The sequence below is a fragment of the Pseudoclavibacter sp. AY1F1 genome (assembly GCF_002931075.1).
Taxonomy (GTDB): domain Bacteria; phylum Actinomycetota; class Actinomycetes; order Actinomycetales; family Microbacteriaceae; genus Pseudoclavibacter.
This window is the reverse complement of sequence record NZ_PSTQ01000001.1, coordinates 101699-125463: the sequence shown is the minus strand read 5'-3', so window position 1 is coordinate 125463 and position 23765 is coordinate 101699. Positions and strand designations below refer to the sequence as shown.

24 protein-coding genes and 1 tRNA gene are annotated in these 23765 nt (G+C 67.9%); 14 read left to right on the top strand and 11 right to left on the bottom strand.

Annotation, left to right across the window (positions count from 1 at the left end; genetic code table 11):
* Window positions 1-66: 66 nt before the first annotated feature.
* Entirely contained in the window at window positions 67-486 is a 420-nt protein-coding gene (locus C5B85_RS00615; RefSeq protein ID WP_104284142.1) for a LiaI-LiaF-like domain-containing protein, read from the bottom strand.
* Between the two features lie 135 nt (window positions 487-621).
* Here C5B85_RS00615 and C5B85_RS00610 point away from each other — a divergent pair.
* Together C5B85_RS00610 and C5B85_RS00605 are read left to right on the top strand one after the other, a co-directional pair.
* Window positions 622-696, top strand: a tRNA-Arg gene (locus C5B85_RS00610).
* 55 nt (window positions 697-751) lie between these two features.
* A complete protein-coding gene (locus C5B85_RS00605) occupies window positions 752-1294 on the top strand; it encodes a DinB family protein (RefSeq protein ID WP_104284141.1) in 543 nt (180 codons plus the stop codon).
* A 15-nt stretch (window positions 1295-1309) separates the two neighbouring features.
* Here the strand turns inward: C5B85_RS00605 and C5B85_RS00600 are convergent, their stop codons facing one another.
* Together C5B85_RS00600 and C5B85_RS00595 are read right to left on the bottom strand one after the other, a co-directional pair.
* Window positions 1310-2572 (bottom strand): MFS transporter, encoded by a 1263-nt coding sequence (locus C5B85_RS00600; protein ID WP_104284140.1) that lies wholly within the window; start codon window positions 2570-2572, stop codon window positions 1310-1312.
* The gene (locus C5B85_RS00595; protein WP_181064210.1) at window positions 2569-3417 is read right to left on the bottom strand and encodes a MurR/RpiR family transcriptional regulator; all 849 of its coding nucleotides are present in this window, start codon (window positions 3415-3417) and stop codon (window positions 2569-2571) included. Before C5B85_RS00595 ends, C5B85_RS00600 begins: the two co-directional genes overlap by 4 nt.
* A 206-nt stretch (window positions 3418-3623) precedes the next feature.
* Between C5B85_RS00595 and C5B85_RS00590 the strand changes: the two genes are divergently transcribed.
* The 5 genes from C5B85_RS00590 to C5B85_RS00570 all read left to right on the top strand — a co-directional run bounded on the left by C5B85_RS00590 (window position 3624) and on the right by C5B85_RS00570 (window position 8548).
* Window positions 3624-4211 (top strand): tripartite tricarboxylate transporter TctB family protein, encoded by a 588-nt coding sequence (locus tag C5B85_RS00590; protein ID WP_104284139.1) that lies wholly within the window; start codon window positions 3624-3626, stop codon window positions 4209-4211.
* A gap of 1 nt (window position 4212) precedes the next feature.
* Window positions 4213-5784 carry a tripartite tricarboxylate transporter permease gene (locus tag C5B85_RS00585; protein ID WP_104284138.1) on the top strand — a complete coding sequence of 524 codons (1572 nt, stop codon included), beginning with the start codon at window positions 4213-4215 and terminating at the stop codon, window positions 5782-5784.
* 28 nt (window positions 5785-5812) lie between these two features.
* On the top strand, window positions 5813-6874 hold the full coding sequence (locus C5B85_RS00580; protein WP_104284137.1) for a tripartite tricarboxylate transporter substrate binding protein: 1062 nt from the start codon (window positions 5813-5815) through the stop codon (window positions 6872-6874).
* A gap of 76 nt (window positions 6875-6950) precedes the next feature.
* Window positions 6951-7586: a methyltransferase gene (locus C5B85_RS00575; protein WP_104284136.1), complete on the top strand. Its 636-nt coding sequence runs from the start codon at window positions 6951-6953 to the stop codon at window positions 7584-7586.
* A gap of 92 nt (window positions 7587-7678) precedes the next feature.
* Window positions 7679-8548: an SDR family NAD(P)-dependent oxidoreductase gene (locus C5B85_RS00570; protein WP_104284135.1), complete on the top strand. Its 870-nt coding sequence runs from the start codon at window positions 7679-7681 to the stop codon at window positions 8546-8548.
* Between the two features lie 48 nt (window positions 8549-8596).
* Here C5B85_RS00570 and C5B85_RS00565 read toward each other — a convergent pair whose 3' ends face one another.
* Window positions 8597-9631 carry an NADPH:quinone reductase gene (locus tag C5B85_RS00565; RefSeq protein WP_104284134.1) on the bottom strand — a complete coding sequence of 345 codons (1035 nt, stop codon included), beginning with the start codon at window positions 9629-9631 and terminating at the stop codon, window positions 8597-8599.
* Between the two features lie 70 nt (window positions 9632-9701).
* Between C5B85_RS00565 and C5B85_RS00560 the strand changes: the two genes are divergently transcribed.
* Window positions 9702-10034 (top strand): MmcQ/YjbR family DNA-binding protein, encoded by a 333-nt coding sequence (locus C5B85_RS00560; protein ID WP_104284133.1) that lies wholly within the window; start codon window positions 9702-9704, stop codon window positions 10032-10034.
* A gap of 87 nt (window positions 10035-10121) precedes the next feature.
* Entirely contained in the window at window positions 10122-10265 is a 144-nt protein-coding gene (locus C5B85_RS19045; RefSeq protein WP_181064209.1) for a hypothetical protein, read from the top strand.
* A gap of 102 nt (window positions 10266-10367) precedes the next feature.
* On the opposite strand, the gene C5B85_RS00555 is transcribed toward C5B85_RS19045, so the two are convergent.
* The 4 genes from C5B85_RS00555 to C5B85_RS00540 form a co-directional block, all read right to left on the bottom strand.
* The gene (locus C5B85_RS00555) at window positions 10368-12110 is read right to left on the bottom strand and encodes a choice-of-anchor G family protein (RefSeq protein WP_104284132.1); all 1743 of its coding nucleotides are present in this window, start codon (window positions 12108-12110) and stop codon (window positions 10368-10370) included.
* Between the two features lie 200 nt (window positions 12111-12310).
* On the bottom strand, window positions 12311-13684 hold the full coding sequence (locus tag C5B85_RS00550) for a hypothetical protein (protein ID WP_104284131.1): 1374 nt from the start codon (window positions 13682-13684) through the stop codon (window positions 12311-12313).
* Window positions 13685-13759: 75 nt separating this feature from the next.
* Entirely contained in the window at window positions 13760-15085 is a 1326-nt protein-coding gene (locus C5B85_RS00545; protein ID WP_104284130.1) for a GNAT family N-acetyltransferase, read from the bottom strand.
* 62 nt (window positions 15086-15147) lie between these two features.
* Window positions 15148-15738: a GNAT family N-acetyltransferase gene (locus tag C5B85_RS00540; RefSeq protein WP_104284129.1), complete on the bottom strand. Its 591-nt coding sequence runs from the start codon at window positions 15736-15738 to the stop codon at window positions 15148-15150.
* Window positions 15739-15897: 159 nt separating this feature from the next.
* On the opposite strand from C5B85_RS00540, the gene C5B85_RS00535 reads away from it, so the two are divergent.
* Window positions 15898-17187, top strand: coding sequence for a low temperature requirement protein A (locus C5B85_RS00535; RefSeq protein ID WP_219819316.1), 1290 nt, complete (start codon window positions 15898-15900; stop codon window positions 17185-17187).
* A 166-nt stretch (window positions 17188-17353) separates the two neighbouring features.
* Here C5B85_RS00535 and C5B85_RS00530 read toward each other — a convergent pair whose 3' ends face one another.
* The 3 genes from C5B85_RS00530 to C5B85_RS00520 form a co-directional block, all read right to left on the bottom strand.
* Window positions 17354-17809 carry a hypothetical protein gene (locus C5B85_RS00530; RefSeq protein ID WP_181064208.1) on the bottom strand — a complete coding sequence of 152 codons (456 nt, stop codon included), beginning with the start codon at window positions 17807-17809 and terminating at the stop codon, window positions 17354-17356.
* A 5-nt stretch (window positions 17810-17814) separates the two neighbouring features.
* Window positions 17815-18399 carry an HdeD family acid-resistance protein gene (locus C5B85_RS00525; protein WP_181064207.1) on the bottom strand — a complete coding sequence of 195 codons (585 nt, stop codon included), beginning with the start codon at window positions 18397-18399 and terminating at the stop codon, window positions 17815-17817.
* A gap of 113 nt (window positions 18400-18512) precedes the next feature.
* Entirely contained in the window at window positions 18513-19217 is a 705-nt protein-coding gene (locus C5B85_RS00520; protein WP_181064206.1) for a metal ABC transporter ATP-binding protein, read from the bottom strand.
* A gap of 37 nt (window positions 19218-19254) precedes the next feature.
* Between C5B85_RS00520 and aztB the strand changes: the two genes are divergently transcribed.
* The 4 genes from aztB to C5B85_RS00500 all read left to right on the top strand — a co-directional run bounded on the left by aztB (window position 19255) and on the right by C5B85_RS00500 (window position 23705).
* Complete coding sequence (gene aztB / locus C5B85_RS00515; protein WP_104284125.1) at window positions 19255-20196, top strand: zinc ABC transporter permease AztB; 942 nt, start codon at window positions 19255-19257, stop codon at window positions 20194-20196.
* Window positions 20178-21500: a hypothetical protein gene (locus C5B85_RS00510; RefSeq protein ID WP_104284124.1), complete on the top strand. Its 1323-nt coding sequence runs from the start codon at window positions 20178-20180 to the stop codon at window positions 21498-21500. Before aztB ends, C5B85_RS00510 begins: the two co-directional genes overlap by 19 nt.
* Before the next feature lie 2 nt (window positions 21501-21502).
* Entirely contained in the window at window positions 21503-22453 is a 951-nt protein-coding gene (gene aztC, locus C5B85_RS00505) for a zinc ABC transporter substrate-binding protein AztC (RefSeq protein ID WP_258070527.1), read from the top strand.
* Window positions 22454-22517: 64 nt separating this feature from the next.
* Window positions 22518-23705, top strand: a complete 1188-nt coding sequence (locus C5B85_RS00500) for a hypothetical protein (RefSeq protein ID WP_104284123.1) — start codon at window positions 22518-22520, stop codon at window positions 23703-23705.
* Window positions 23706-23765 lie beyond the last annotated feature (60 nt).

The window sequence follows — 23765 nt, the reverse complement described above, 5'->3', positions numbered from 1 at the left end:
CGTGACACTGTAAGTGTCCGGGCGCACCTGCGCGTGGAGGCGCGCGTGGATTGCGGTCAGCTTGGCCTAGTTTTCGCGGCCAGACGCCGGATCGATCCCATGCGACGTCGGCGGAATCGCGCCCCCGTCGTCGCTCACGGCTTCGGTCTTGTTGCGTCCCCGGAGAGCGTTCACGATGAACACGATGCCGACGACGATGACGGCGACCGGCCACAGCTCCCAGATGTTGCCGAGTCCACCGAGCACGAGCTCGTTGAGAAGGAAGAACAGGCCGACTGCGATGAGGATCCAGCCCCACCAGTTGCGGATGCTCGTGATCAGGGCGACGACGCCCACGATCATCGGGAAGATCGGCCAGAGCAGTCCCCACTCGATGGGGAGGACACCGAGACGGTCGAGGAGGTACGCCGTGCCCATGATGATGAGCCCGACGCCGAGACCGATCGGACCCGCGAGGCTCGCCCTGCGCTGTTCTGAGGTGCTCATGACCCAACACTTCCACTTCGAACGATCCACGAACAGCTTCGTTGCGAAATCATGATCAACTTCGAGCGACTCGCAGGCCCGAGACCCGCACGATGTGCACACGAGGCCGCGAGCACCGGTAACATTGACGCGCCAGCCTCTGTAGCTCAATGGAAGAGCAGTTGCGTCCTAAGCAAACGGTTGGGGGTTCGAGTCCCTCCAGGGGCACCAGTTCTTCGGTGCGCGGCCGCGCCCATCGGCGCCCGCCCATCCCTAGACTCGGACGATGACAACGATCTTCGACGAGCAGAACCGACCTGAGCCGCCGCTCGGCGAGGACGAGTGGTCGACCCTCAACGGCTTCCTCGACTTCCACAGGGCCACGCTGGCGTGGAAGGTCTCTGGACTCAGCGCAGAAGACCTGGCGAAGACACTTGCGCCGAGCACCATGACGCTCGGTGGCCTGGTCAAGCACCTCACGTACGTCGAAGACGACTGGTTCGGGGTGGTGCTGCTCGGTGAGGAACCGCGTGAGCCGTGGGCATCCGTCGACTGGAAGGCGACCCCCGATTGGGAGTGGGACACGGCAGGCAGAGAAAACCCGCACGAGCTCCTGGCTCAGTGGGAGGCATCCGTGACGCGGGCGCGGGCCGCGGCAGAGCAGGCCTACCGTCAGGGTGGACTCGAGTACCCCGCTGCCAGCGGCTTCTCCGACGGCCGGATCCCCCGGCTGCGCTGGATCCTCATCCACATGGTCGAGGAGTACTCGCGCCACAACGGGCACGCCGACCTGCTCCGGCAGGCCATCGACGGAAGCGTCGGCGAGTAAGGGTCCGCGACCGTTTCAGTCCTGATCGAGGCCGTCGATGTCGGAACCGCTCACGATGACCAGCGCGGTCGCGAGCACTACCGCATTCGCCCAGAGGATGACGCTGATCCCAAGGGGGCCGGCCGCGGTTCCGATCGCGAGCGGCAAGACGATCTGAGCGAGGCGATTGGCGGTCATCCGCAGGCCGAGCGCTTGGCCGTGCACGGACTTTGGTGTGATGCGGACAACCCAGGACATCGTGAGCGGCTGCGGCAAGCCGAGCGCGATGCCCAGGGCGAACATCACGGGGATCGCACCGAGGGCTCCGACGAATGGCAACGCGATGAGGGCCGCGACGCCGAGGCCGATCGCCACGAGCAGGAGCGTCTTCCGGCCGAACTTCGCCACGAGGCGACCCAGGCCGATTCTCGAGACCACTGAGACGACCGCGCGGATGGCAAGAAGCATCCCGACCGCAACACTCGAGACACCCCGCTCAGTCGCCCAGAGTGGCACGAACGTGTAGAGCAGGTCGACCGTCACGAGCACGGCCGCGCTCACCGCGACCGAACGCCAGAGTCCGTTCCCTCGGCCGATCTCCCTCAGCCTCGGGCGCCGAACGGGTGATCCCGCCCCTGCATCGGCTTGCGCGAGTTCAGCGCTTGCCGCGGCGGCCTGTCGATCAGCCTTCAGGAGAGTCGGCGTTCCGAATAGCCCAAGCAGCAGGAGGACAATGCACGCGACCGCCCCGAGGAGCGTGTTCGGTGCGCTGGCGCTCGCCGCTCCCAACGAGGCGGCCAGCGTCACGACGGGTGGCCCCACGAGCTGCCCCAGTGAAGCCGCTGTCGTCAGGACCGCAAATGACCCATCGCTCGACCCATCGCGACCGCGGTGTGCCGTGAACGTCTGCTGCCCGATCATGACAAAGAGGCTTCCGATGCCGGTTGTCGCCGCAGCGAGGACAAGGATCCAGAGCTCGCCCGCCCAGCAGAGCAGGACAGGCCCGGTCACGAAGACGGCGACGCCAAGCAGCGCGACTCTGGCGCCGCCGATCTGGTCCGAGAGCCGGCCGACGGACAACGCTGCGACTAGCGCAGGCGCTGCGAAGGAGGCCGCAACGGCCCCAAGAGCGAATCCGGTCGCCCCCAACTCGACGGCCTTGTAGCCGATCATGAGGCGCGCCCCTACCCACGCGGACTGCAGGAGTGCCGCCTGGATACTCAGCGCGAGGCGCCAGGGCTGACCGCCTTCACCACCTCGGCCGCCACTGCGACGCCCCGGGCGACGGCGACTCGTCATGAACGCCGGGGCGACTCCTCGACGCCGCCGAAGTGACGCGTTAGATCATCGATCTGGCTGCGCACCGCGCCGTAGCGGGGTCGATCAAGGTGGAAGACGGCCAGCTGCAGCGAGTAGGTGAGCGCGATCGGGACGAGCGGCGTGCGGTAGCCACTGTCGTCTCCTCTGGGAGCCGCGAGGAGGTGGTCGGGGTTGGGGCGGAAGTGGAAGCCTGGCACATCGCTGATGAGCACGACCCTGCCCCCTCTGCGCTGGCACTCCGCCATGAGCGGGGCCAGTCGCACGGACGCCTCCCGGAGGGCATAGGCGATGAGTGTCGAGTCCGAGTCGAAGCCGACCATGTTCTCGGCGAGGTCCTTCGCGCTGTTCTCGAGGGTTACGACAGTGAAGCCAAGGCGGCGCATTCGGCGGGCCGCGAGGTCGCGCAGCGGGCGTTCGTCGTCCGCATCCGAGAACACGTAGATGGTCTTCGAGGTGTCGATGGTCTTGGCGGCGGCCTCCATGACCTCCTGCGGCACGTACTTCGCGAGGCGCTCCAGCGCGGCGGCCTCGTCGCTCGCGAAGGAGAACAGATCGTGTCCGGAGTCAGCGCGCATGTGCGCCTCGTTGTCGGCCCTCTCCGGCCCCTCATCGCGCTGGAGGTCAGCTCGGAGATCGGGATACCCGCGGTACCCCAGCTTCTGCGCGAGGCGAACCACGGTGGACTCGTGAGTGCCGGCACGCTGAGCGACCTCGGCAGCTGGCGCCTCCGAGACGCGATCCCCCGAAAGCAGCACGGCCATGACCTTGCGCTCCGAGCTGCTCAGCTGCTTGGTACTGCTGGCGATGACCGATCTGAAACTCACCTGGACTCCTCGTTGAGTGGATGCTGCTGACGAGCAGCGCTGGTACTCAGTGCAACACAGTGCCAGCTTTCCTGCCCTGCTTGACACTCTCCCACAATCCTGCAAACATGTGCAAGGTTGCAAGTTGACTCGCAGGAGTCGACCGTCGGGAGCCTCACGTTCTCGAACGCACCAGGATTCGAACCGCAGAGAGGCGGAGGACAACGATGTCATCGAACAGAATCAGGGCCGAATGGGGCATCGCAGGTGCCTGCGTTGCGGCCGCCATCGCCTTCGGCGGCGCCGCCGTCAGCTACGGCCTCACCGCGGACACGGGCGTCGGTGCGGGCCTCATGCCGCTCGTCGCCGCCGTCTTCGTCGGTGGCGCCGGTCTCCTCTGGGGCCTCCGCCTTGCGGCCGAGCGAGTGCGGGGCGAAGCTCCCGCCCACCTCCCAGAGCTCCCCACCGCCACGGGCTCGATCGGCACGGATGCCCCGTTCGAAGCGCTCCTCGAAGGTGAGGAGAGCGACGAGATGGAGGACGAGTCGCTGCCAGACAAGGCCGCCTGGCTCCGGATCGGAGTCATCATCGGCAGCGTCGCCCTCGGCGCCGCACTCCTGCCGTTCCTCGGCTACTCGACGGTGATGGTGCTCATGCTCACTGCCATCCTCATCTTCGTCGGCGGGCGCCGCTGGTGGATCTCGCTCCTCGTCGCGGTCGTCGTGACGGGACTGTCGCGGCTCGTCTTCGAGATCTGGCTTAACACAGCACTGCCGCACGCCACCATCCCTCCCCTGAGCTGGATTGGACTCTGACATGGGCTTCGAAGACCTCATCGGAGGGCTCATCACGGTCCTCACACCTGAGCACCTGTTGTTCGCGCTCCTCGGCTGCGTCATCGGGATGCTCGTCGGCGTGCTCCCTGGTTTTGGCCCTGCAGCTGCCGTCTCGCTCCTCATACCCGTCACCTTCGGGCTCGATGCGACCACTGCGATCATCATGCTCGCTGCGATCCTCTACGGCGCGGCCTACGGCGGAACGATCACGGCAGTGCTTCTCCGCATCCCGGGCGAAGCCTCCTCGATCGCGACGACCCTCGACGGCTACGAGATGGCGAAGCGAGGGCGAGGCGGACCTGCCCTCGTCATCGCGGCCCTCGCCTCCTTTGTCGGCGGCCTTATCGGCGTCATCGGGTTCGTGCTCGTGGCCCCCTTCAGCCGACTCGCACTCGAGTTCGGCGCCCCAGAACTGTTCCTCGTCTCCGTGCTCGGCATGGCGCTCGTCGCGAGCTTCGCCGGCCGCGACCCCGCAAAGGCCCTCCTCAGCGTGGGCGTCGGCCTGGCCATCGCGAGCGTCGGCATCGACCAAGGCCAGGGCGTGCAACGCTTCACGTTCGAGATGCCGGAGCTCTTCGACGGGCTTGGCCTCGTCGCGATCGTCATGGGCGTCTTCGGGATGAGCGAGGTGCTCTCGCAAGCTCGTGGCGGCAAGGACGGCATCCGCAAGCCCATCAAAGTCGGCAAGCTCCTCCCGACCGGTACAGACCTGCGCCGCTCAACCGGCCCGTTCATGCGGGGTTCCGTCATCGGCTTCGTCATGGGACTCCTCCCCGGTTCGCCAGGAGCGGCGACCTCGCTCGCCTCGTACGCCCTGGAGAAGCGGATCTCCCGCCGCGGCGGAGAGTTCGGCAAAGGTGCCGTCGAGGGTGTCGCGGGCCCCGAGGCCGCGAACAACGCACTCGCCGTCTCCTCGATGATCCCGCTCTTCACGCTGGGAATTCCCACCAGCGCGACGGTCGCCATCATGGCGGGCGCCTTCACCATCAACGGCCTCATCCCCGGCCCGCTGCTCTTCCGCGACAACCCCGAGGTGGCTTGGGCGATCATCGCGAGCCTGCTTGTCGGCAACGTCATCCTCCTGATCCTCAATGTGCCCCTCGCCCGAGTCTGGATCGCCGTTCTCAAGGTCCCGTTCCATTACCTCATGGCGGTCATCATCGCCTTCATGTTCCTCGGCACCTACAGCATCAACGGCTCCGCGTTCGACATCTTCGTGATGCTCGGGGCTGGCGTCGTCGGCTACCTCTTCCACCTGTTCTCCGTGCCGCTCACACCTCTTGTGCTCGCCGTGATCCTCGGGCCGATGCTCGAGGAGAACTTCCAAAGGTCGCTTGCCCTGTCCCGAGGCGACTACGCCGTGTTCCTCAGCAGCGGCATCAGCGTGACCCTCCTGATCGTGATCGTCATCGCGATCCTGTTCGGCGCCGCCCGCCCGCTCCTCAGCTCGCTGCTCGCGAAGCGCGTCAAACGCGCCTCCGCGAAGCGCCTCGCAGAAGAGCTCGAGGCACAGACCCCTGAACCGCAACCAACTGCATCCACCAACCGATAGCACCTCGGACCGACGAAGGAGTCAGTCAATGTTCACCACACCCCGAAACGAGCACACCCCAGTCCCGTCGAAGCGACAAGGCAGAGTCCGCCGAGGCGCACGCCTCACCGCGGTCGTCGCCGCCGCAGCCGTCGCCTCGCTCCTCAGCGCCTGCACCCCGGGAGCAGCGGGAGCCGAAGACGGCGCCGACTTCCCGAAAGCCGGCTCCACGATCGAGTGGATCGTGCCATCGGCAGCCGGAGCGGGCAACGACATCCTCGCCCGCATCATGGCCCCCGCGATGGCGGAAGACCTCGGCGTCAACATCAAGGTCGTCAACAAGGAGGGCGGCAACCAGGTCATCGGGCTCAACGCCCTCGCATCAGCAAAGCCCGACGGCCTCAGCCTCGGCTTCACGAACATCCCCTCGATCTTCGGGCGCTACCTCGACCCGAGCAAGAAGGCCGGCTTCGATCGGCAGAGCTTCGCGCCCATCGGCTCGTTCGCACTCAACGACATCGTCATCGGCGTCAACAAGGACAGCCCGTATGCGACAACGCAGGAGCTGTTCGACGCAGTGAAGTCCAGCCCGGGCACGATCACGGTCGGCACAGACTCGCGGGCAGGCGACGACCACGTCAACCTGCGCACGCTCGAGAAGGAGCTCGACCTCGAGTTCAACATCGTGCACTACAACAGCGGTGCCGACAAGATCGCTGCCCTCGTCTCGGGCGAGGTCGACTTCGCCCTTGGCGGCGTCTCGTCCTTCATCGGCCAGGCCAAGTCGGGCGAGATCAACGTGCTCTCCGTGCTGAGCGACGTTCCGAGCCCGTTCTTCCCCGACGTCACGACCCTCAGCGAGCAGGGCTTCGAGGTCGCACCGATGTCGAACAACTTCGCCGTCTCCGTGCCGGCAGGCACTCCCCCCGCGACCGTCGCCGCGCTCGAGGCAGCGCTCCAGGCCGCCACCGAGGACCCTGACGTCGTGACCGCGCTCGAGAATGCGGGCACAGTCCCCAACTGGATGCCTGCGGCCGACGTCGCCACCCTGTGGGAAGAGCGCGAAGCAACTACCAAACCGATCATCGAGGAGCTGATCGCCGGTGAGTAACGCAGCGTCCGCCTCCCCAATCAGCCCAGCGCGACAAGCTCCGTCCGCATCCACCACGCCAGCAGGAGAACAGCCAATGCCCCACGAGCACGCGAGCAGCGCAGCAACGGCCATCGCAGGCGTGAGCGATGGAACCATCGAACGCGCGCGAAACATCCCCAGCGCCAACATCGGGGATGCGCAGGAACGGCTGGGGACGGCGTCCGGTATCCGCCCCGTCTGGGATGGCGCGCAGCTCGCCGGGCGTGCGCTGCCCGTGTGGACAAGACCAGGAGACAACCTGATCATCCACAAAGCCCTGGACGTGGCCCAGCCGGGCGATGTGCTGGTGGTCAACGGCGGTGGCGACGTGAGCCGTGCGCTGATCGGCGACCTCATCGGGCTCCGCGCACTGCGCCTCGGCGTCGCCGGGTTCGTCATCGACGGCGCCATCCGCGACGCCGTCGGCCTCGGCGAGATCGGGCTCCCCGTCTTCGCCCGCGCCGTAACACCCGCTGGCCCCTACAAATTCGGTCCGGGGCGCATCGGCATCCCGGTCGCGATCAGCGGCGTGGTAGTCGAAGCCGGCGACCTCATCGTCGCCGACGACGATGGGGTTGTCGTCGTCCGCAGCGAAGAGGCCGACGAGGTCATCACCCGCGCCGAGGAGATCGAGGTGGGCGAGCGCCGGAAGCGGATCGCGATCGAGGAGACCGCAGGAGTGCGCGTCTAGGAGCTTCCGACCACGTGAATGGTGCTGCCGCCGCCCGCGCCCGGGCGTCGGCAGCACACGTCCCGGGCAGGATCGTCTCCTAGCGTTGACGCATGAGCACTCCGCAGACCTGGCTGATCACGGGCGCGAACCGCGGACTCGGACGCGCCATTACCCTTGCCGCGCTCGGCGCCGGCCAGAGCGTCGTCGCGACCGTTCGCGGCGAGCACTCGCTGCCCGAGCACAAGCAGCTGCTCGTGCTGCCGCTCGACGTGCGCGACCGATCGGGCGCCTTCCGCGCCGTCGAGCAGGCGAGCGCCCGATTCGGCTCGGTCGACGTGCTGGTGAATAACGCCGGCTACGGACTCATCGGCGCGGCCGAAGAAGTCTCCGAGCAAGAGGCGAGAGACATCATCGATGCCGACCTGCTCGGCCCGCTCTGGCTCAGCCAGGCCGTGCTGCCAGGGATGCGCGCCAAAGGGGCTGGGCACATCGTGCAGATCTCGACGGTCGGCGCAGTTGGCACCATGCCGACCCTCGGGCTCTACAATGCAGCCAAATGGGGCCTCGAGGGGTTCAGCGAGGCCATGGCCGCGGAGGTGGCCGGCTTCGGCATCCGGGTCACGATCGTCGAGCCCGGCGAGCTCCGCACCGACTGGGCCGGCGGCAGCATGAGATTCAGCGAGCCGCTGACCTACTACGACGAGCTGCGCACAAGCCTCTTCGGCACGCCGGTCGTCCCGTGGCCTTCATCCGCCCCCACCGAGACCGACCCGCCCGCAGATCGGTCAGCGCCCGCGGGCGAGCCTGAACCCGGTGGGACTTCGCCGGAGGATGCGGCGGCCGCGATCATCAGTCACGTCGCCGACCCGAACGACGCGAGGCTGCGCCTCCTGATCGGCGAAGACGCCCCGGCGCAGGCACACGCCGCCCTGAACTTGCGTCTCAGCGACTACGGCCGCGACCCTCGCTTCCCGCGCTGACGGCGCTGGCTCCAAAGCCGAAACCAGAGCCGCGCCGCGGTCCCGGAATCAGGCCTCGTCGTCGGCGACGCGGATAAGAACCTTGCCGACTGCGCCACTCTCGACGGCGTCATGCGCCGCCGCGGTGTCCTCGAGCGGGAACCAGGTGATGGGCAAGCCAGCCGACTCCCCCACCGGCAGCGCACCGTCGACGAGTGCCGCTGTCACGTCCTCTGCGGCCGCGTGCAGCGCATCCGGACCCACCGTGTAGAGCAGCAGCCCCTGCCAGCGGACGTTCTTCGCGAAGCTCGGGATGATCGGCACAGAGAAGTCGTCGCCGTTGTTGTTCGCGTAGTAGGCGATGCTGCCATGGTTGGCGATGACCTCGACGTCGAGCGCCGCGTTCTGCGTCGGCGACACCTCCACGATGTGGTCGACTCCGTTCGGGGCGATATCTTTAATCCGCTCGGTGATTGAGGCGTCCGGGTAGCTGACTACGTGGTGCGCCCCGGCTGCGAGTGCCAGGGCTTCCTTCTTGTCGCTGCTCACCGACGTGATCACCGATGCGCCTGCCCACACCGCGAGCTGGATCGCAGCGTGCCCGACGGCACCCGCGCCGCCGTGCACGAGGACGGTGCGACCCGCCAGCGCCCCGGCCGAAAGACGGGCGGGGCCGCGCTCGTGCACCGTCAGCGCCCGGTGCGCCGTCATGGCCGGAACACCGAGGCTCGCTGCGACATCGAAGCCGACGCCCTCTGGCAGGCGCACAACTCGGTCGGCGGGCAGCACCGTGAACTCCTGCGCGGTGCCCGTCGGGCGCTGGTGCGCCGCGAGATACAGCCAAACCCGATCGCCGACGACCAGGCCGTCGACGTCTTCGCCGACCGCATCCACGACACCTGCGCCGTCCTGGTTCGGAACCACTTCGTCGAACGCGAGCGAACCGCCGGCCCCGCCGCCCTCACGCGCCTTCCAGTCAGTGGGGTTCACGCCCGAGGCGATCACCCTGACGCGAACCTCGCCAGGACCAGGCTGCGCGACTTCGCGCTCGACCAGGGAGAGGACGTCGGACGGACCGGTGGCTGTGTAGACGATTGCCTTCATACTCTGGTCAAGCACAAGATTGGGCCGAGCTATTCCACCGCTGGCGTGTCCCGAATGGCACGATGTTGTCATGAGCACCGAGGATGACGTTCGAAGACTGGCCCTGGCGCTCCCCGAGACGGACGAGCGCACGGCCTACGGCACCCCGGCGTTCTACGTCGGGAAGAAGATGTTCGCCCGCCTCCACGACGAGCCAGGCGTGCTGGTGTGCTGGCGCAGTGACCTTGGAGACCGCGAGGCCCTCCTGCAGGGTGAGCCAGAGCTCTTCTTCACGACCTCCCACTACGACGGGCACCCCAGCGTGCTCGTGCGACTCGACAAGCTGACTGACGAGAGGCTCGGTGAGGTCCTGCAGGAGGCGTGGGATGCGCGCGCGACGGAGCGCATCCGCCGCGACATCTGACACCGCGACCCCTGACACGACACCTCACGCGGCTGGTAGCACCGCGTCCTGCCCATGCCGCTCCCACATGCGCCATATGATCAGCGGATGGTCAAGGTCATCGCAGTCATCCGTCCCGTCGCGAGCGAGACAATCGAGGCGGAAGCCGACTCCTACGAGGAGGCCAAGTCGAAGATCGAGGCGATGGTTCCTGAGGGGTACGAGCTGCTCTCGGTGCGCTCCGCGAAGTAGCTGCGCGGGCAGGCACGAGCTCACGCGCACGAAACAGGCCCCGCCGCGCTGCGAAGCGCCGGCGGGGCCTGTGTTCGTGCACGGAAGCCCGCGCGCTCTGCCCTACGGGCGGAGCGGGTTCGGTCCGCTTGTGCCGCGCGCCACGAACAGGTTGAGCAGGTTCAGGAACCCGATGGCCCCGACCTGCAGGGCCGCCGTCTCGAACACGCGGAAGTTCGGCGACGCCGGGATAGTGCCGCCCGCAGGCAACGGCACCCGGATACCCCGGAAGGGGTCCTTCGACGAATCGTCGTTCTGCGCGTTGATCGTGATGACCAGGATGCTGCTGAGCGCGTCGAACAGCAGCGACAGCAGGTTGTTGAGTGGCGTGAAGATCGCGTTGAGCGTGCCGTTCGGCGCCAGGAGGTTTCGAACCGTCCCCGCGACGACGCCGGCGATGCCACCAAGCAGCGTGCCGAGAACAGGGGTGAGGTTCAGCGTGATGTTAGCGACCTTGATGACGGCCGTGGCCCCGCCGCCAGGTCCGGCCAGGAACTGAGCGAGGGTTCCACTGATGTTGACCGTCGTCGCACCAAGCAAAATGCTGGCTGTGATCGAGACATTGATCGACCCCGCGAGGCGCGTGATGATGTCTTCGACCAGCGTGTTGAGGGCTGCGACGACGGCATTTGTCGGAAGCGGCAGGTCAGCGAAGAGTCGCGTGTTGCCAGGCAAGTTGTTGAAGGTCTTGCCGTCAGGCGTGCCCAAGAGCGGTGCGAGGTCGACCGTCACGGTGCCGTTGGCGAGGTCGAGCCTCAACGGAGAGTTCGCACCACCGATCGGTGCCGCGGTCAAGGCGGCAAGGTCGACCGTTGCACTGACGTTGAGCGCCGCGGCGCCGCCGAGGAGCCCGACAAGGGTGCTGAGCAGCGGGATCCCTGCAAGGACATCGAAGATTGCCTGCGTGCTGACGGGGAGGTTGACGGGGATCGTCGCCTGCAGCGCGGTGCCAAGCGTGCCAACGACATCAGACGTGACGTTGGTCCGCAGGTGGCTCAGGATGTACTGGCGCTGGATGCCGCCGACGGGCGGCTGCACGGTGACGGGAGGGGCTGTGGCGCCACGGAAGGCTTCGGACACCGACCCGGTCGTCACGGACGGCGCAGGCGGAGTTCCGACGACGGTCTGCGGTGGCACGCAGAGGACATTTGCGAAGGTGCGTCCGGCGACGGCACCGATGTCGAGGTCGAGGTCAGTCAGCGAGTTCAGGAGGTCGGTAGCGACCGGCGCGCCGAGTAGGGTGCCGAGCTGCGTGAAGACCTTCGTCAGATCAAGGTTCCCGAGCGTCAGCTCACCCTGAGCGGGCGTCAACGCGATGAGGCCGTCGTTGGCGACCGCGCCGCTCGAGCCGTCTGTCGTGCCGTACTGGTTCGCGTACGAGAGCTGGTTCAACAGGCCAAGCGACTGCGGACCCGTCACGATCTGGAGCACTCCAGAAAGGAGGTTGATGACGCCGTCGAGCGGGGAGGTGTTCTGCCCCTGGACAGCGCTGCCTGAGAGCTGCGTTGGCGCCCCCGTGAGCCCGGCGAGCAAGCCGCCGAGGAGCTCGGTCCCGAGCAGCACACCACTCAGCAGGCGCCCGTTCGAGCCCGCGTTGAACAGGGTGCCGGTGGGCAGGCAGCCGGCGGTCGTCAGCGATGCGGCCGCCAGGGGTGCCGATGCAGCGGCGACAACAAGCGGGGCCGTCCAGGCCGCGCCCGCGACGACAGAGCGTCGCGTGACCGTGCCGGTTCGGGGCTGGGTGCCGGCGAAGCTGCTCGGCACTTGCGGGTTCTGGGGCGAAGGGTCGTTGGCTGTGCTGGGCATTCGGCACTCTTTCGTCGGGGGAACGAATTACATGGGGAACGAAGCGGAACTCGGCACTGAAGTCCGGCACCTCACCCGAAGATAGCGCAGTATCACGGCACCCTGAACACCCTGGCGCAAATCGAAGAAATGTGAGTGAGTTCACCCAAAGCTTCACCCCAAGCGGCCGACCGAACGGTGAGGCAACTTCGGAGTCGCGTCTAGTCGAACATCCCGTCGAGCAGTCCGCCGATCATGAGCCCCCCGAGCACGCCGCCGACAACGTCCCCCATGTCGCCACCGCGCCGGCCGCCGCGACCGCCGTAGCCACCCTGGTAACCACCACCACGAGGCTGTCCCCACTCGTCGTACCCCTGCTGCTGTTGTGGTCGAGACTCGTCGATATCGCGTTGCGCGAGCTGCAGCGCCTCGCTCGCCAGCGAGCCCGCCCGCCGAGCCAAGGCGAGCGCCTGCTCGCGCTCATCTTCCCCGCCCCGATAGCTGACGAGCTCGTTGCGGATGCGCTCGGCCTCGGCGAGCCTGGTCCGTGGTGCCGACCCGATCCATCCACGGTGTCCCGAGATCACGTCGTTCGCGACCGCGATCTGCCGGTCAGCATCGTCGATCGCTGTCGTCACCTGCCCCTGCGACGGGATGGGGCGCGCCGCCCGGTCCCTGGCCTTCGCGATCGCCTCGTCGAGCCCGGTGTTCGCAGCACGCAGCCGCGACAGCGCGGCGAACGGGTCCGTGCGCTCCCCCGCGGGAGGCAGCGCAGCAAGCGCGTCGGTGAGACGCTTCGCTGCGTCCTCGACCTCCTGGCTGCGCGGCGCGTCACGCGCCGCGACCAGGTCCCCGCGCGAGTCGGCGATGACCGCGGCGAGCGTCGACTCGGCACGCAACGCCTCGATCTCGTAGTTCTCGACAGCGTCCAGCAACGTGTGGACTCGGCGCACGGCCTCCGTCGAGGCCTCGAGCGCGAGCCGCGACTGCTCGTTCTGCCCGGCCTCGCGTCGGCGCAGCGACACGTCTGCGCTGTGCTCGGCAAACGTCAACAGCTGCGCCGCCTCCGCCGGGTTGTCGCCGACCTGGTGGAGGGCAGCATCCGAGTAGCGCAACGCGAGTCGGTCGATACTCGCCTGTGCGTCAGGGATGCGCGCACGCAGCCGCTCCGAGTCGCGTTTGACCCCTTCGAGCACGGCCGGCGTCTGGCGAACAACCGCGACGGCTTCCTCGAGCACCGAGGACTTCTCCTCGAGCAGCCCCATGGCCCACTCGCAGATCTGCACGATGCGGGCGTTCCTCGTTCGCAGCTCGTCCGGCGTATCCGGGATGTCATCGACGTTGAGCTGATTGAGGTGGAACGCCTCGCCCATGTACTTGCGCACATTGACGAGCGTCTCCTTGAGATCTCGGGTGGCGCCCGAACCGAGCTCGGCTTCGGCGAACGACAGCTCGTCGTTCATGAGCCGGATGCGTTCGTCGGCGTCGACAAGCGCGACGCCGGCCTTGAGCGCGAGGTCCTTGTCGTGCGCGTCGATCTCGGCCTGTTGCGCTTGCTTCGCGCGGCGAGCGCGCCCCCAGAATCCAGATGCCATGACGCAGATTCTAGTTGCGCGGCACCGCCGGAACCTGGCGGTGTTCACCGTCGGCGGAGCACCCGCCGTCCGGCTTCAGTACCAGATGCCGGGCGAGGGTTCCGGCGAGACCCGAAGCATGCGCCCAGCGAGCTCGATTGCCCCCTCGTTGAACTCAGAGAGCGCCCCGGAAGCACGGAGCGCCGCGGGCGCCACACCACCGAGGAGGAGCGACGCGAGGGCGTCGACCCGCAGCCGCAGCGCGGGAACGTCCCCAGCGAGCTGGTCGACAGCTTCCACAGTTCCGGCGCCGTCGACTGCGACGGTCAGCACATACGTCCCGCCCGCGAAGCCGAGCGCATCCTCGACCTCGATCCCGAGCACACCGGACGACGCGTAGCTTCGCGCCTCGAGCACGGATTTGGTGTCCAGGATGCGCAGCCACTGATGGTCGGTGGTCGAGACGGTCGCGGCGCGCTGGTCGCCGATCATCCACCTGACCGGCTCATCGACAGCCAGCTGCTCAGCCTTGACGGCCGCGACGAGGTCGGCCTCGAGGAAGAACCGCCACAGCGCCGCGTACGCGTCGTCGCTCACCGTTCGAATGAACTCGACGCTCAGCGTGTGGCTCGCGTAGTCATCCTCCCCGTCCTCGAGCTTGAAGAGCGCGGCACCCTCGAGCACACCCGATTCGGAGGTGTACGTGATGGCGCGAAGTTTCTTGCCATCGCCCTCCTCGTCATGGACCGTGCCGGCCAGCCGGGGCCAAATGCCATCCCAGCCCTCAATCTCACCGACCGTCGAGACTCGTGCCCGCTCGAACAGCCCGGCGATCTGCGCTGCCCACTGCTCGCGGGAAACGTAGTCGACGCGACCGGCAGGGGTTGGGCCGCTCCACCGCACGCGACGCGTGTTGATGCGCAGGGTCGCGGCGAAGGTCGCCGGGCCGAAGCCGAAGCGGCCGTAGATCGTCGACTCGGAGACCGTCAGCGCAGCGAGCGGGATGCCAAGCGCCACTGCCGTGCGCAGCTCACCCTCGAGCAGGTTCCTGGCGATGCCGCGCCTGCGACGGGCCTGAGAGACGGTGACCGAGCTGATCGCCCAGCTCTGCAGCTGCCTGCAGCCGGGCAACGTCAGCTCCGCAGGCCACGAGCTCGCGGTCGCGATGGGCTCATCCGCGAGCGGTGCCGACTCGTCCCAGACACCCGTCGTTCGCCGGTAGCCGAGGGATGCCCGCATGCCCTCCAGGTACTTCTCGCTCGGCTCCGCGGCAAGGAAGCCTCGGAGGTCGGAGCGTGCCCACGCGGCGAACGCGGCGGCGTCGCTCGTGTCGAGTGTGTCGTAGCGGAGGCCCGCCTCGGCGAGTTTCGCCTGGGACGTGGGGTCGACGGGGAGGCGCGCAAAATCTTCAACTGCAGACATGCCACCAGGGTACGGGCCTGGGGCGGGACAGCCCTGTGGAGGTCTGAGCCGCTCTGGCCGCGTCAGGCCGTGCCCAGGTCGGGACGTGTGTAGTCCGGCTGCCTGGGGCCAGACAGGTAGGCCGTGCGAGGGATGAGTTCGATGTCCGGCACCGGATCGAGCGTGAGTCGCGCGTGCGTCTCGACGTCGAAGCGCTGATTGCCGTAGCGGAGCTTCTGTCGCTCGATGCCCTCCGGCCGGAACCCGGCGCGGCTGGCGACCCGGCACGACGCGGCGTTGCCGGTACGGTGGCCGAGCTCGAGGCGATACAGCCCGAGTTCGGTAAAAGCCAGGTCGGCGATCGTCGCGAGGCCCCGCGTGGCGAGTCCCCTCCCCCGTGCGCCTTTCGCGAGCCAGTAGTAGGCCCAGCCCGTCTGGTGCACATGCTCGATGTTGCTGAGCCCCACGTTGCCCACCGCGATGCCGTCGACGATGATCGCGAGATCGTGCTTGGCGGTGCCGGAGACGAGGTGCTGCGCCATGTAGGAGACGTAGTCGAGCTCCGTCGAAGGTACCCCTCCCGGGAACTGCGCGGCGAGGTCCGGCGAGGTGCGCATGGCATTCGCAAGGGCGGGGGCGTCATCGGCCACCCATGGTCGGAGGTGTGCATCCACCCCTGCAGTGTCGCATCTGCACATGTGCTCAGGCCGAGGCGACGCGCGGGAGCGCCGAGCAGGACGTAACATGTACAGGCTTCGGAGCCGGTGGGGGAACATCAGCGTCGGTCTGCGAGACCTCCGAAGCTCATCACTTTCGCCAGATCGGACAACTTCATGACCTCGAAGCCCCTCCAACCCGCGCCGCGGCGGCTCAATCACGGCCTTCAGCGGATGCTCGGCCGCGACACCCACGAGAGCGGTCGCGCCGCGACTCCGCTCGAGCTGCTCTACGACCTCGCCTTCGCCGCGTCGTTCGGCGCCGCTGGCAACCTCTTCGCGCACGGCATCGCCGAAGGCCACACGGGTCCAGCCATAATCGGCTTCGGCTTCGCCATGTTCTCGCTCGTCTGGGCCTGGATCAACTTCTCCTGGTTCGCGTCAGCCTTCGACACAGACGACTGGCTGTTCCGCCTGCTCACGATGGTGCAGATGGCCGGCGTCGTCATCCTCGCCCTCGGATTGCCTGCCATGTTCGAGTCCATCGACCACGGCGAGGTGCTCGACAACCGCGTCATGATCGCGGGCTACGTCGTGATGCGCGTCGCCCTCGTCTGCCAGTGGCTCCGCGCCGCGCATGGCAGCAGGAAGTACCGATCGACAGCCATCACGTATGCGATCTTCGTGTCGATCGCGCAGGTCCTGTGGGTCGTCGTCGCGGTCCTCCCGCTGACGCTCGTCTTCGCCCTCGCGGGCGGATTCATTGCCCTCCTCGTCGAGATCTCGGCCCCGCTCGTCGCCGAGCGGCGCGGCGATCGGACTGGCTCCGCTACGCCGTGGCACGCGCACCACATCGCTGAACGCTACTCACTGCTCGCGATCATCGCGCTTGGCGAGGGCGTCTTCGGCACGATCGCCGCCGTCACGACCATTACGACCGAGTATGGCTGGAGCTTCGACGCGATCGTGCTGGTCATCGTCGGCATGGTGCTCATCTTCGGCATGTGGTGGGTGTACTTCACCGTGCCAGCAGCGGAGGTGCTGCACGTCCACCGCGAGCGCTCGTTCCCGTGGGGCTACGGCCACTTCTTCATCTTCGCTTCCATAGCGGCCACGGGAGCTGGCCTCCACGTCGTCGCGTACACCTTCGACGAGCACTACCATCTGAGCGAAGTCACGGCTGTGCTCTCGGTTGCCATCCCTGTCCTGATCTTCCTGCTCACGGCGTTCGTGCTCTACTCGTACCTGCTGCGCACGATCACTGTCTTCCACGTGGCCCTCATGCTCGCATCCGTCGCCCTGCTTGCGGCGAGCGTCGTCATGTCAGCCAACGGCGCGAGCATCTCGCTCAGCCTTCTCGTCGGGATGCTCGCGCCCGTTGTGATCGTGATCGGCTACGAGGCGCTCGGGCACCGCCACACGGCGGAGCACCTCGACCGCATCGAGCAGGCCGCCCGGACCCGCTGACCGCGCTGGTCTCGGCGCACGTCCGCCGGCCACCCCACCCACAGCAAAGAGCTTCGGGATGGGTTTCTCGCTTCGGGATGGCGTGCACGCCATCCCGAGATGAGAAACCCATCCCGAATCTGTTGGTGGGACTGGCGAGTTGGTGAGTGCGGGCGCGCCTGCCCCGCTACTTGATGCGGCGGCGCCAGGCACCGGTCGAGTAGAGCGACCAGGCAATGAGAACAGGCTGGAAGAAGAGGCGCAGGAAGCGCTTCTTGTCGGTGTCGAGGCCGAACGCGTCGCGGCGATGCACGAATTGCGCGAGGTTCCCGGGGAACACCGCTGCAAAGAAGAAGGCGGCGACCCAGCCGACGGTCGGTCGCTGAGCGCGGCGCGCGAACAGGATCGAGAGCCCGAGCGCGATCTCGGCGACACCGGATGCGAGCACAACCTGGTCGGTCGTCACGGGAACGTACTTGGTCACCGACTTCGGCACCTGCGCCGTGAACTCCTCGCGAGCCACCGTCAGGTGGGTGACGCCGGCGAAGACGAGGAACCCACCGAGCAGTACGCGCTTGACGGTCCGGAGCTTGGAAGATGGAGCCGCTTCCGCCAGGCGGATGCCGGCGCTCTCGATTGCCATGCCCATCACGCCCCCTTCGCGCTCTTGCCGAACCGGAAGGCCATGACGAGCTGTGTGATGCCGCCGATGATGAGGATGAACGCGACGATCCAGAGCACGACGACCACGATCCCGGCGGGCCAGAGCAGGATCAGGAGGCCCGCGACGATGCTCAGCGCGCCGGAAAGGATGGCGAACCATCGGGACTGATCGGGCGACGCATCCGCGAGTGACGCGATGCCCTCGATGATCCAGGTTATGGCGATGAGGATACCGAGTGCGTCGATGAGCGCGGCCGGCTGGACGAGGGCGATGACACCGCCGGCGACGAGCAGCAGCCCGACGACGCCGTTGAAGACCCGCCACCCCGTGGGGATGCCCTTCGAGACGATGGCGCGGACGAGGCGAAGCGCACCAGAGAACACAAAGAACAGGCCGAAGATCCAGGCGATGGCGGTCAGTGCCTTCACCGGGAAGGCGAGCGCGACGATGCCGAGGATGAGCGCGGTCGCTCCCCCGATGCCGAACACCCAGCGCAGTGTCGTCACCTGCCTGGCGCTCAGGAGGCTCGGGTTGAGGTTGAAACGCACGATGGGGGTGGACTGGCTCACTGCAGGCTCCTTCAGTGGTGGATGCGCCTTGGACGGCGCGGACTCTCCTCGTCCGTGGATCGAGGGGTTGCCGTCATCCTAGTGACGAAGCGCAGCGCCGGGTCACGCTGACTTCACCGGTCTCCCGGGGCCATCCGACCGTTCCGGAGCGCGACGACGACGTCCGCCGACGCGATCTCGTGGGCGTCGTGACTCGCGACGACGATGGTCTTGCCCCGCGCCGCGAGCGTCTCGAGGCACACTGCGATGCGGGCGCTGGACTCCGCATCGACGCCGGCCGTCGGTTCGTCGAGGAGCAGCAGCTCGGTGTCCTGCGCGATGCCCTGCGCGACAAGGGTGCGCTGCCGCTGACCCCCCGAGAGCTCTCCGAGGAGGCGACGCCGGAGCGGGCTGAGACCCAGCTGCTCGAGCGCCTCCCTCACGTGTTCGGAGTCCGGGCGCCGCACCCGTTCCGACCGTCCCGCGCCTGGCGTCGGTCCCCCGCGTCGCGCGAAAACGCGCGGCACTCCACGACGGTTCGCCCATCTGCCCATCGCGACGGCTGCTTCGAGGGTGATCGGGAACCCCTCCGGCAGCCTCGCGTGCTGCGGCACGGACGCGATGCGCCCCGGAGAGGCGTCGAAGTCCTGCCACTCCAACGATCCCGTGGTGAGGGCCGTTGTCCCCGCGAGCACGCCGAGGAGCGTGCTCTTGCCCGAGCCGTTGTGCCCGACCACGACGGTGATGGCGGCGCGCTGGATCTCGAGCGAGACCCCCGCGAGCGCGGCGTGCGAGTCGTAGCGAACGGTTGCATCCGAGAGCGTGGTGAGGACGGCCATGCGCGCCACCCTATCGGTAATGAGAAGCGTTTTCATTATGCTACGGTCCTTCCTCGTGCCCTTCCTCACCGATCCCCTCGAAGCGAGCTTCTTCGTCAGAGCCCTCCTCGGCGGCTCCCTCGCCGCCGTGCTGTGTGCGTGTGTCGGCACGTGGGTCGTGCTGCGCGGCATGGCATTCCTCGGCGAGGCGCTCGCGCACGGCATTCTGCCCGGGGTCGCGGTCTCCGTGCTCCTCGGGTTCCCGCCCGTCGCCGGCGCAGCCGTGTCCGCTGCGGTCATGGCCGTCGGTGTGCGCACGCTCACGAAGCGCACTCGGCTCTCGAACGACACCGCAATCGGCATCCTGTTCGTCGGAATGCTCGCGCTCGGCATCGCGATCGTCTCGAAGTCGGGAAGCTTCGCCGTCGACGTGACAGCGATGCTCTTCGGTGACGTGCTCGCTATCGGGCCCGCCGCGCTGTGGCTCATCGGCACAGCCCTCGCCCTTGCGGTCGCCGGGCTCGCCGTCTACCACCGCGGCTTCACCGCGCTGGCCTTCGACGAGCGCAAGGCGTTCACGCTCGGCCTGCGACCCGAGCGGGCGAGCCTCGCCCTCATCGCGCTGGTTGCACTTGCCGTGATCGCGTCCTACCAGGCCATCGGAACGCTTCTCGTGACGGCACTTCTGCTTGCTCCTCCTGCGGCCGCTTCCCTCACGAGGAAGAGCGTCGTCGGCATCATGGCGCTCGGCAGCACCATAGGCATCGCCGCGGTAGTCGTCGGCCTCTACGCCTCTTGGCATCTCTCCATCGCGGCGGGTCCAGTCATTGCCCTCGCCGCCGTTCTCTCCGTGGCCGTCGCGTCGGCCCTGCGCCCGGTTCGGCGCCGCCGCGTCAGTGCGCGCCCACCTGCCCAGTCCCCGTCCCAGTCCCTGGCCCAGTCCCCAGCTCCAGCTCCAGCTCCAGCAGAAAGCGCGCCTTCTTGCCCCACACACGCCTAGCAGCCCTGCCCCTCTCCCCCGCATCCACGCGCGGACGCCCGTTTGTCGCCGGCCTCGTCGCCGTCGGGATGCTCGCCCTGACCGGATGCGCATCTCCCGACGTGGCGGATCCCGCGACCACCGAGACCGCCGCAGCCAACGACGAGCAGCCACACGGCTTCGTGGCGGGTGCGGAGGAGCTCTCGGAGGCCCAGTCGAGCATCGCGAGCATCGGCGCGGACGGCTCCGTCAACGTGCTTAACCTTTTGACTGGGGAGATCGTCGAGCTCGATTCCGTGCAGAGTCCGTCTTGGGCGGTGAGCGACGGCAGGTTCGTGTTCTCGGGAGTCGCTCCCTCCGAGAGCGGGGCAGGTCGCACCGAGATCATCGACACCGGAGTCTGGACGGTGCCCCACGGCGACCACGTGCACTACTACCGCGCAGCGCCCGGTCTCGCCGGAGAGATCTTGGAGTCGGGACCGGCCTCCGTCGCCTCGAACGAGGGCATCGCGGCCTTGAGCTACGCGACCTCTGGAACCACCGTGGTCCTCGACCGGCACGCGCTCGGGCAGGGCGAGACGATTGAGCTCGCACGCATCGAGTCAGCTCCGCACGACGCCGCCGCCGCGCCCGTCGGTGACGCGGTCGTCGCCAGCAGCGTCGTCGCCCCTGGCGCCGTCCCGACCCTCGACGCCTACTCGCTCGACGGGGAGGCGCTTGGCGCCGGGGTCGAGTGCCCCGGCCTGAGCGACGTGCAGGCGACCAGCCTCGGCGCCACCTTCTCCTGCTCGGACGGGCTCGTGTTCGCGTCCGCACCGGATGCAGCGGCCGAGGCGACAGCTCCCACGCTCACCAAGGTCGAGTACCCCACGGCGAGCGGCGCATCTCCCGACGCGACCATCGGCCAGGCGAGCACCCTCGACAGCCGCCCCCACAGGCCCGCAGCAGCCGGCCCGGCCGGCGAAGCCGGCATCTGGCTCGCCGCCTCGCGCTCGCAGGACGTGACCTTCATCCCCACGACGGCGCCGATCCTCACCGCGGTCGCGGTGGGCGACGACAGCAGCCGCGTCGTCGCGGTCGACAACCGCGGCACACTGCTGGTCATCGACGGAGAGAGCGGCGAGGTGACCGGCACGCAGGCCGGCCTCGTCGGCTCACCGGAAACCGCGTCGAGCCTCCATCTCTCCGTCGACACGAGCCGCGCCTACCTGGGCACAAGCAGCTCGGCAGAGCTGTCCGAGATCGACTACAAGGACGGCGCGCGCGTCGCCCGCACCCTCACCCTGCCCTCGGCCCCGGCCTTCGCGTTCGAGACGGGAAACTGAGCGTGGGTGCGCGTACCGTCACACACATCCTCCGTGGCGTCGTCGCTGCAGGTGCCGCCCTTGCGATCGCGTCGGGCCTCGCATCCTGCGGCGCGACGACCCCCGCCGATCGGCCGGAGATCGTCGTCACCACCAACATCCTCGGCGACGTCGTCACCGAGCTCGTGGGCGACCAGGCGACCGTCACGACCCTCATGAAACCAGGGGCCGACCCGCACTCCTTCAGCCTTTCCGCGCAGGAGGCGGCTTCCATCGAGAACGCCGACTTCGTCGTGTCCAACGGGCTCGGCCTCGAGGAGGGGGTCGCCCAGCACCTCGGCCAGGTCGACGCCGCGGGCATCCCACATTTCGTCGCGAGCGACGCGTTCGAGCCGCTCGCCTACACGGAAGGCGACACCGAGGGCATGGACGACCCGCACTTCTGGACTGACCCCGCCCGGATGTCCGCGGTCGTCGAGGCGCTCGGCATGCAGCTCGCCGCCGAAGTCGCTGGCCTCGACGCCGAGACTCTCGAGGTCTCCGTCGCCGACTACGCGAGTCAGCTCGAAGAGCTCGACATGTGGATGCAGGGGGAGTTCGACAGCATCCCGAGCTCCTCGAAGAGCCTCGTCACCAACCACCACGTGTTCGGCTACCTCGCTGACCGCTTCGGGTTCACAGTCGTCGGCACCGTCATCCCAGGTGGGACGACGCTCGCCGCCCCGAGCGCGGCTGACTTCGCCGAGCTCAGCGCCGACATCACCGCCGCCGGAGTTCCCACGATCTTCGCCGACTCGTCGAGTCCGGATGACCTGGCGCGTGCCCTCGCGAGCGAGGCGGGCATCGAGGTCCGCGTCGAGCCGCTCTTCACAGAGTCGCTGACGCCTGCCGGAGGCGGAGCCGCGACCTACCTCGAGATGATGCGCACCAATACGGAGCGCATCACGACCGGCCTGGCACCCGGGTCCTCATAACTGACGACAGCGCCGATCCCCCTCTCCCCCAACCAAGCAGCAACCCCCGAAAGAAAGGGTCTCCATGACCATCGCCTCACCCTCAAGGACACGCGGCGCCATCGCCGCAACCGCCCTCGGCATCCTCGCACTAACGGGATGCGCGCAGACCACGCCGGCAGCCACCGGCGAAGCAGCCGCAAGCCCCGGCGCAGCTGCCGCACCCACCTCCGAGCGGGTCACGCTCACCTACGACGGCGGTCTCGTCGTGCTCGACGCGGCGACCCTCGAGGTCGTCGGGGACGTGCCCATCGAGGGCTTCACGCGCGTCAATCCCGTCGGCGACGGCCGCAACGTGCTCGTCACAACTGATGCTGGCTTCCAGGTGCTCGACACGCAGGAGCCCGGCCTGACCGGCCTCACCTTCGAGGGATCCAAGGCAGGACACGCGGTGCCGCACGCCGGCAAGACCGTGCTGTTCTTCGATGGGACCGGTGACTCCGTCGTCTTCGACACTGACGCGCTGCTCGCCGACAACACCAAGCTCCCGGACACCGAGACCGTCACGAGCGACGCCGCGCACCACGGCGTCTCGATCGAGCTCTCGGACGGCACGTTCGTCACGACACTGAGCGACCGCTCCGGCATCGTTGCGACGGACGCCGACGGCAACGAGCTCGCACGCTCCACCGAGTGCCCAGGGGTGCACGGGGAGGGCACCGTCAAGGACGAGGTTGTCATCGTCGGATGCGAGAACGGCGCACTCGCCTACGCAGACGGCGCGATCACGAAACTCTCCTCGCCTGACGACTTCGGACGCATCGGCAACATGCTCACGACCGAGGACTCGGCGATCGCGCTCGGCGACTACAAGTCAGACCCGGACGCCGAGGGCTACCTGCTCAGTGCCTTCAGCCTCGTCGACACCGCGACGGGCAAGATCTCGGTGCACAACCTCCCCGAGGACATCGGCTACACGTTCCGCGACCTCGGCCGCGGCTCCGACAACGAGGCGATCATCCTCGGCTCCGACGGCGCCCTGCACGTCTTCTCGGAGGCAGACGGCTCGCTGATCACGTCGATCCCAGTGATCGACGCGTGGGAGGGCCCGGCCGAGTGGCAGGACGCGCACCCAGCGCTCAAGGTCCAGGACGGTGTTGCTTACGTCACCGATCCAGCGACGAGCACCATCCACGCTGTGAACCTCGAGACCGAGGAGATCACGAGCTCTGAGACGCTCCCCGGCGCTCCGAACGAGATCGCACTGAGCTAGTTCAACACCTCGTCGCCATCCCCGGCTCGCACTACCGTACGAGGCTGGACGGCACCAGGG

Coding starts and splice junctions, on each gene's coding strand:
- C5B85_RS00615 (WP_104284142.1), bottom strand. CDS start 486: ATGAGCACCTCAGAACAGCGCAGGGCGAGCCTCGCGGGTCCGATCGGT.
- C5B85_RS00605 (WP_104284141.1), top strand. CDS start 752: ATGACAACGATCTTCGACGAGCAGAACCGACCTGAGCCGCCGCTCGGC.
- C5B85_RS00600 (WP_104284140.1), bottom strand. CDS start 2,572: ATGACGAGTCGCCGTCGCCCGGGGCGTCGCAGTGGCGGCCGAGGTGGT.
- C5B85_RS00590 (WP_104284139.1), top strand. CDS start 3,624: ATGTCATCGAACAGAATCAGGGCCGAATGGGGCATCGCAGGTGCCTGC.
- C5B85_RS00585 (WP_104284138.1), top strand. CDS start 4,213: ATGGGCTTCGAAGACCTCATCGGAGGGCTCATCACGGTCCTCACACCT.
- C5B85_RS00580 (WP_104284137.1), top strand. CDS start 5,813: ATGTTCACCACACCCCGAAACGAGCACACCCCAGTCCCGTCGAAGCGA.
- C5B85_RS00575 (WP_104284136.1), top strand. CDS start 6,951: ATGCCCCACGAGCACGCGAGCAGCGCAGCAACGGCCATCGCAGGCGTG.
- C5B85_RS00570 (WP_104284135.1), top strand. CDS start 7,679: ATGAGCACTCCGCAGACCTGGCTGATCACGGGCGCGAACCGCGGACTC.
- C5B85_RS00565 (WP_104284134.1), bottom strand. CDS start 9,631: ATGAAGGCAATCGTCTACACAGCCACCGGTCCGTCCGACGTCCTCTCC.
- C5B85_RS00560 (WP_104284133.1), top strand. CDS start 9,702: ATGAGCACCGAGGATGACGTTCGAAGACTGGCCCTGGCGCTCCCCGAG.
- C5B85_RS19045 (WP_181064209.1), top strand. CDS start 10,122: ATGGTCAAGGTCATCGCAGTCATCCGTCCCGTCGCGAGCGAGACAATC.
- C5B85_RS00555 (WP_104284132.1), bottom strand. CDS start 12,110: ATGCCCAGCACAGCCAACGACCCTTCGCCCCAGAACCCGCAAGTGCCG.
- C5B85_RS00550 (WP_104284131.1), bottom strand. CDS start 13,684: ATGGCATCTGGATTCTGGGGGCGCGCTCGCCGCGCGAAGCAAGCGCAA.
- C5B85_RS00545 (WP_104284130.1), bottom strand. CDS start 15,085: ATGTCTGCAGTTGAAGATTTTGCGCGCCTCCCCGTCGACCCCACGTCC.
- C5B85_RS00535 (WP_219819316.1), top strand. CDS start 15,898: ATGACCTCGAAGCCCCTCCAACCCGCGCCGCGGCGGCTCAATCACGGC.
- C5B85_RS00530 (WP_181064208.1), bottom strand. CDS start 17,809: ATGGCAATCGAGAGCGCCGGCATCCGCCTGGCGGAAGCGGCTCCATCT.
- C5B85_RS00520 (WP_181064206.1), bottom strand. CDS start 19,217: ATGGCCGTCCTCACCACGCTCTCGGATGCAACCGTTCGCTACGACTCG.
- aztB (WP_104284125.1), top strand. CDS start 19,255: ATGCTACGGTCCTTCCTCGTGCCCTTCCTCACCGATCCCCTCGAAGCG.
- C5B85_RS00500 (WP_104284123.1), top strand. CDS start 22,518: ATGACCATCGCCTCACCCTCAAGGACACGCGGCGCCATCGCCGCAACC.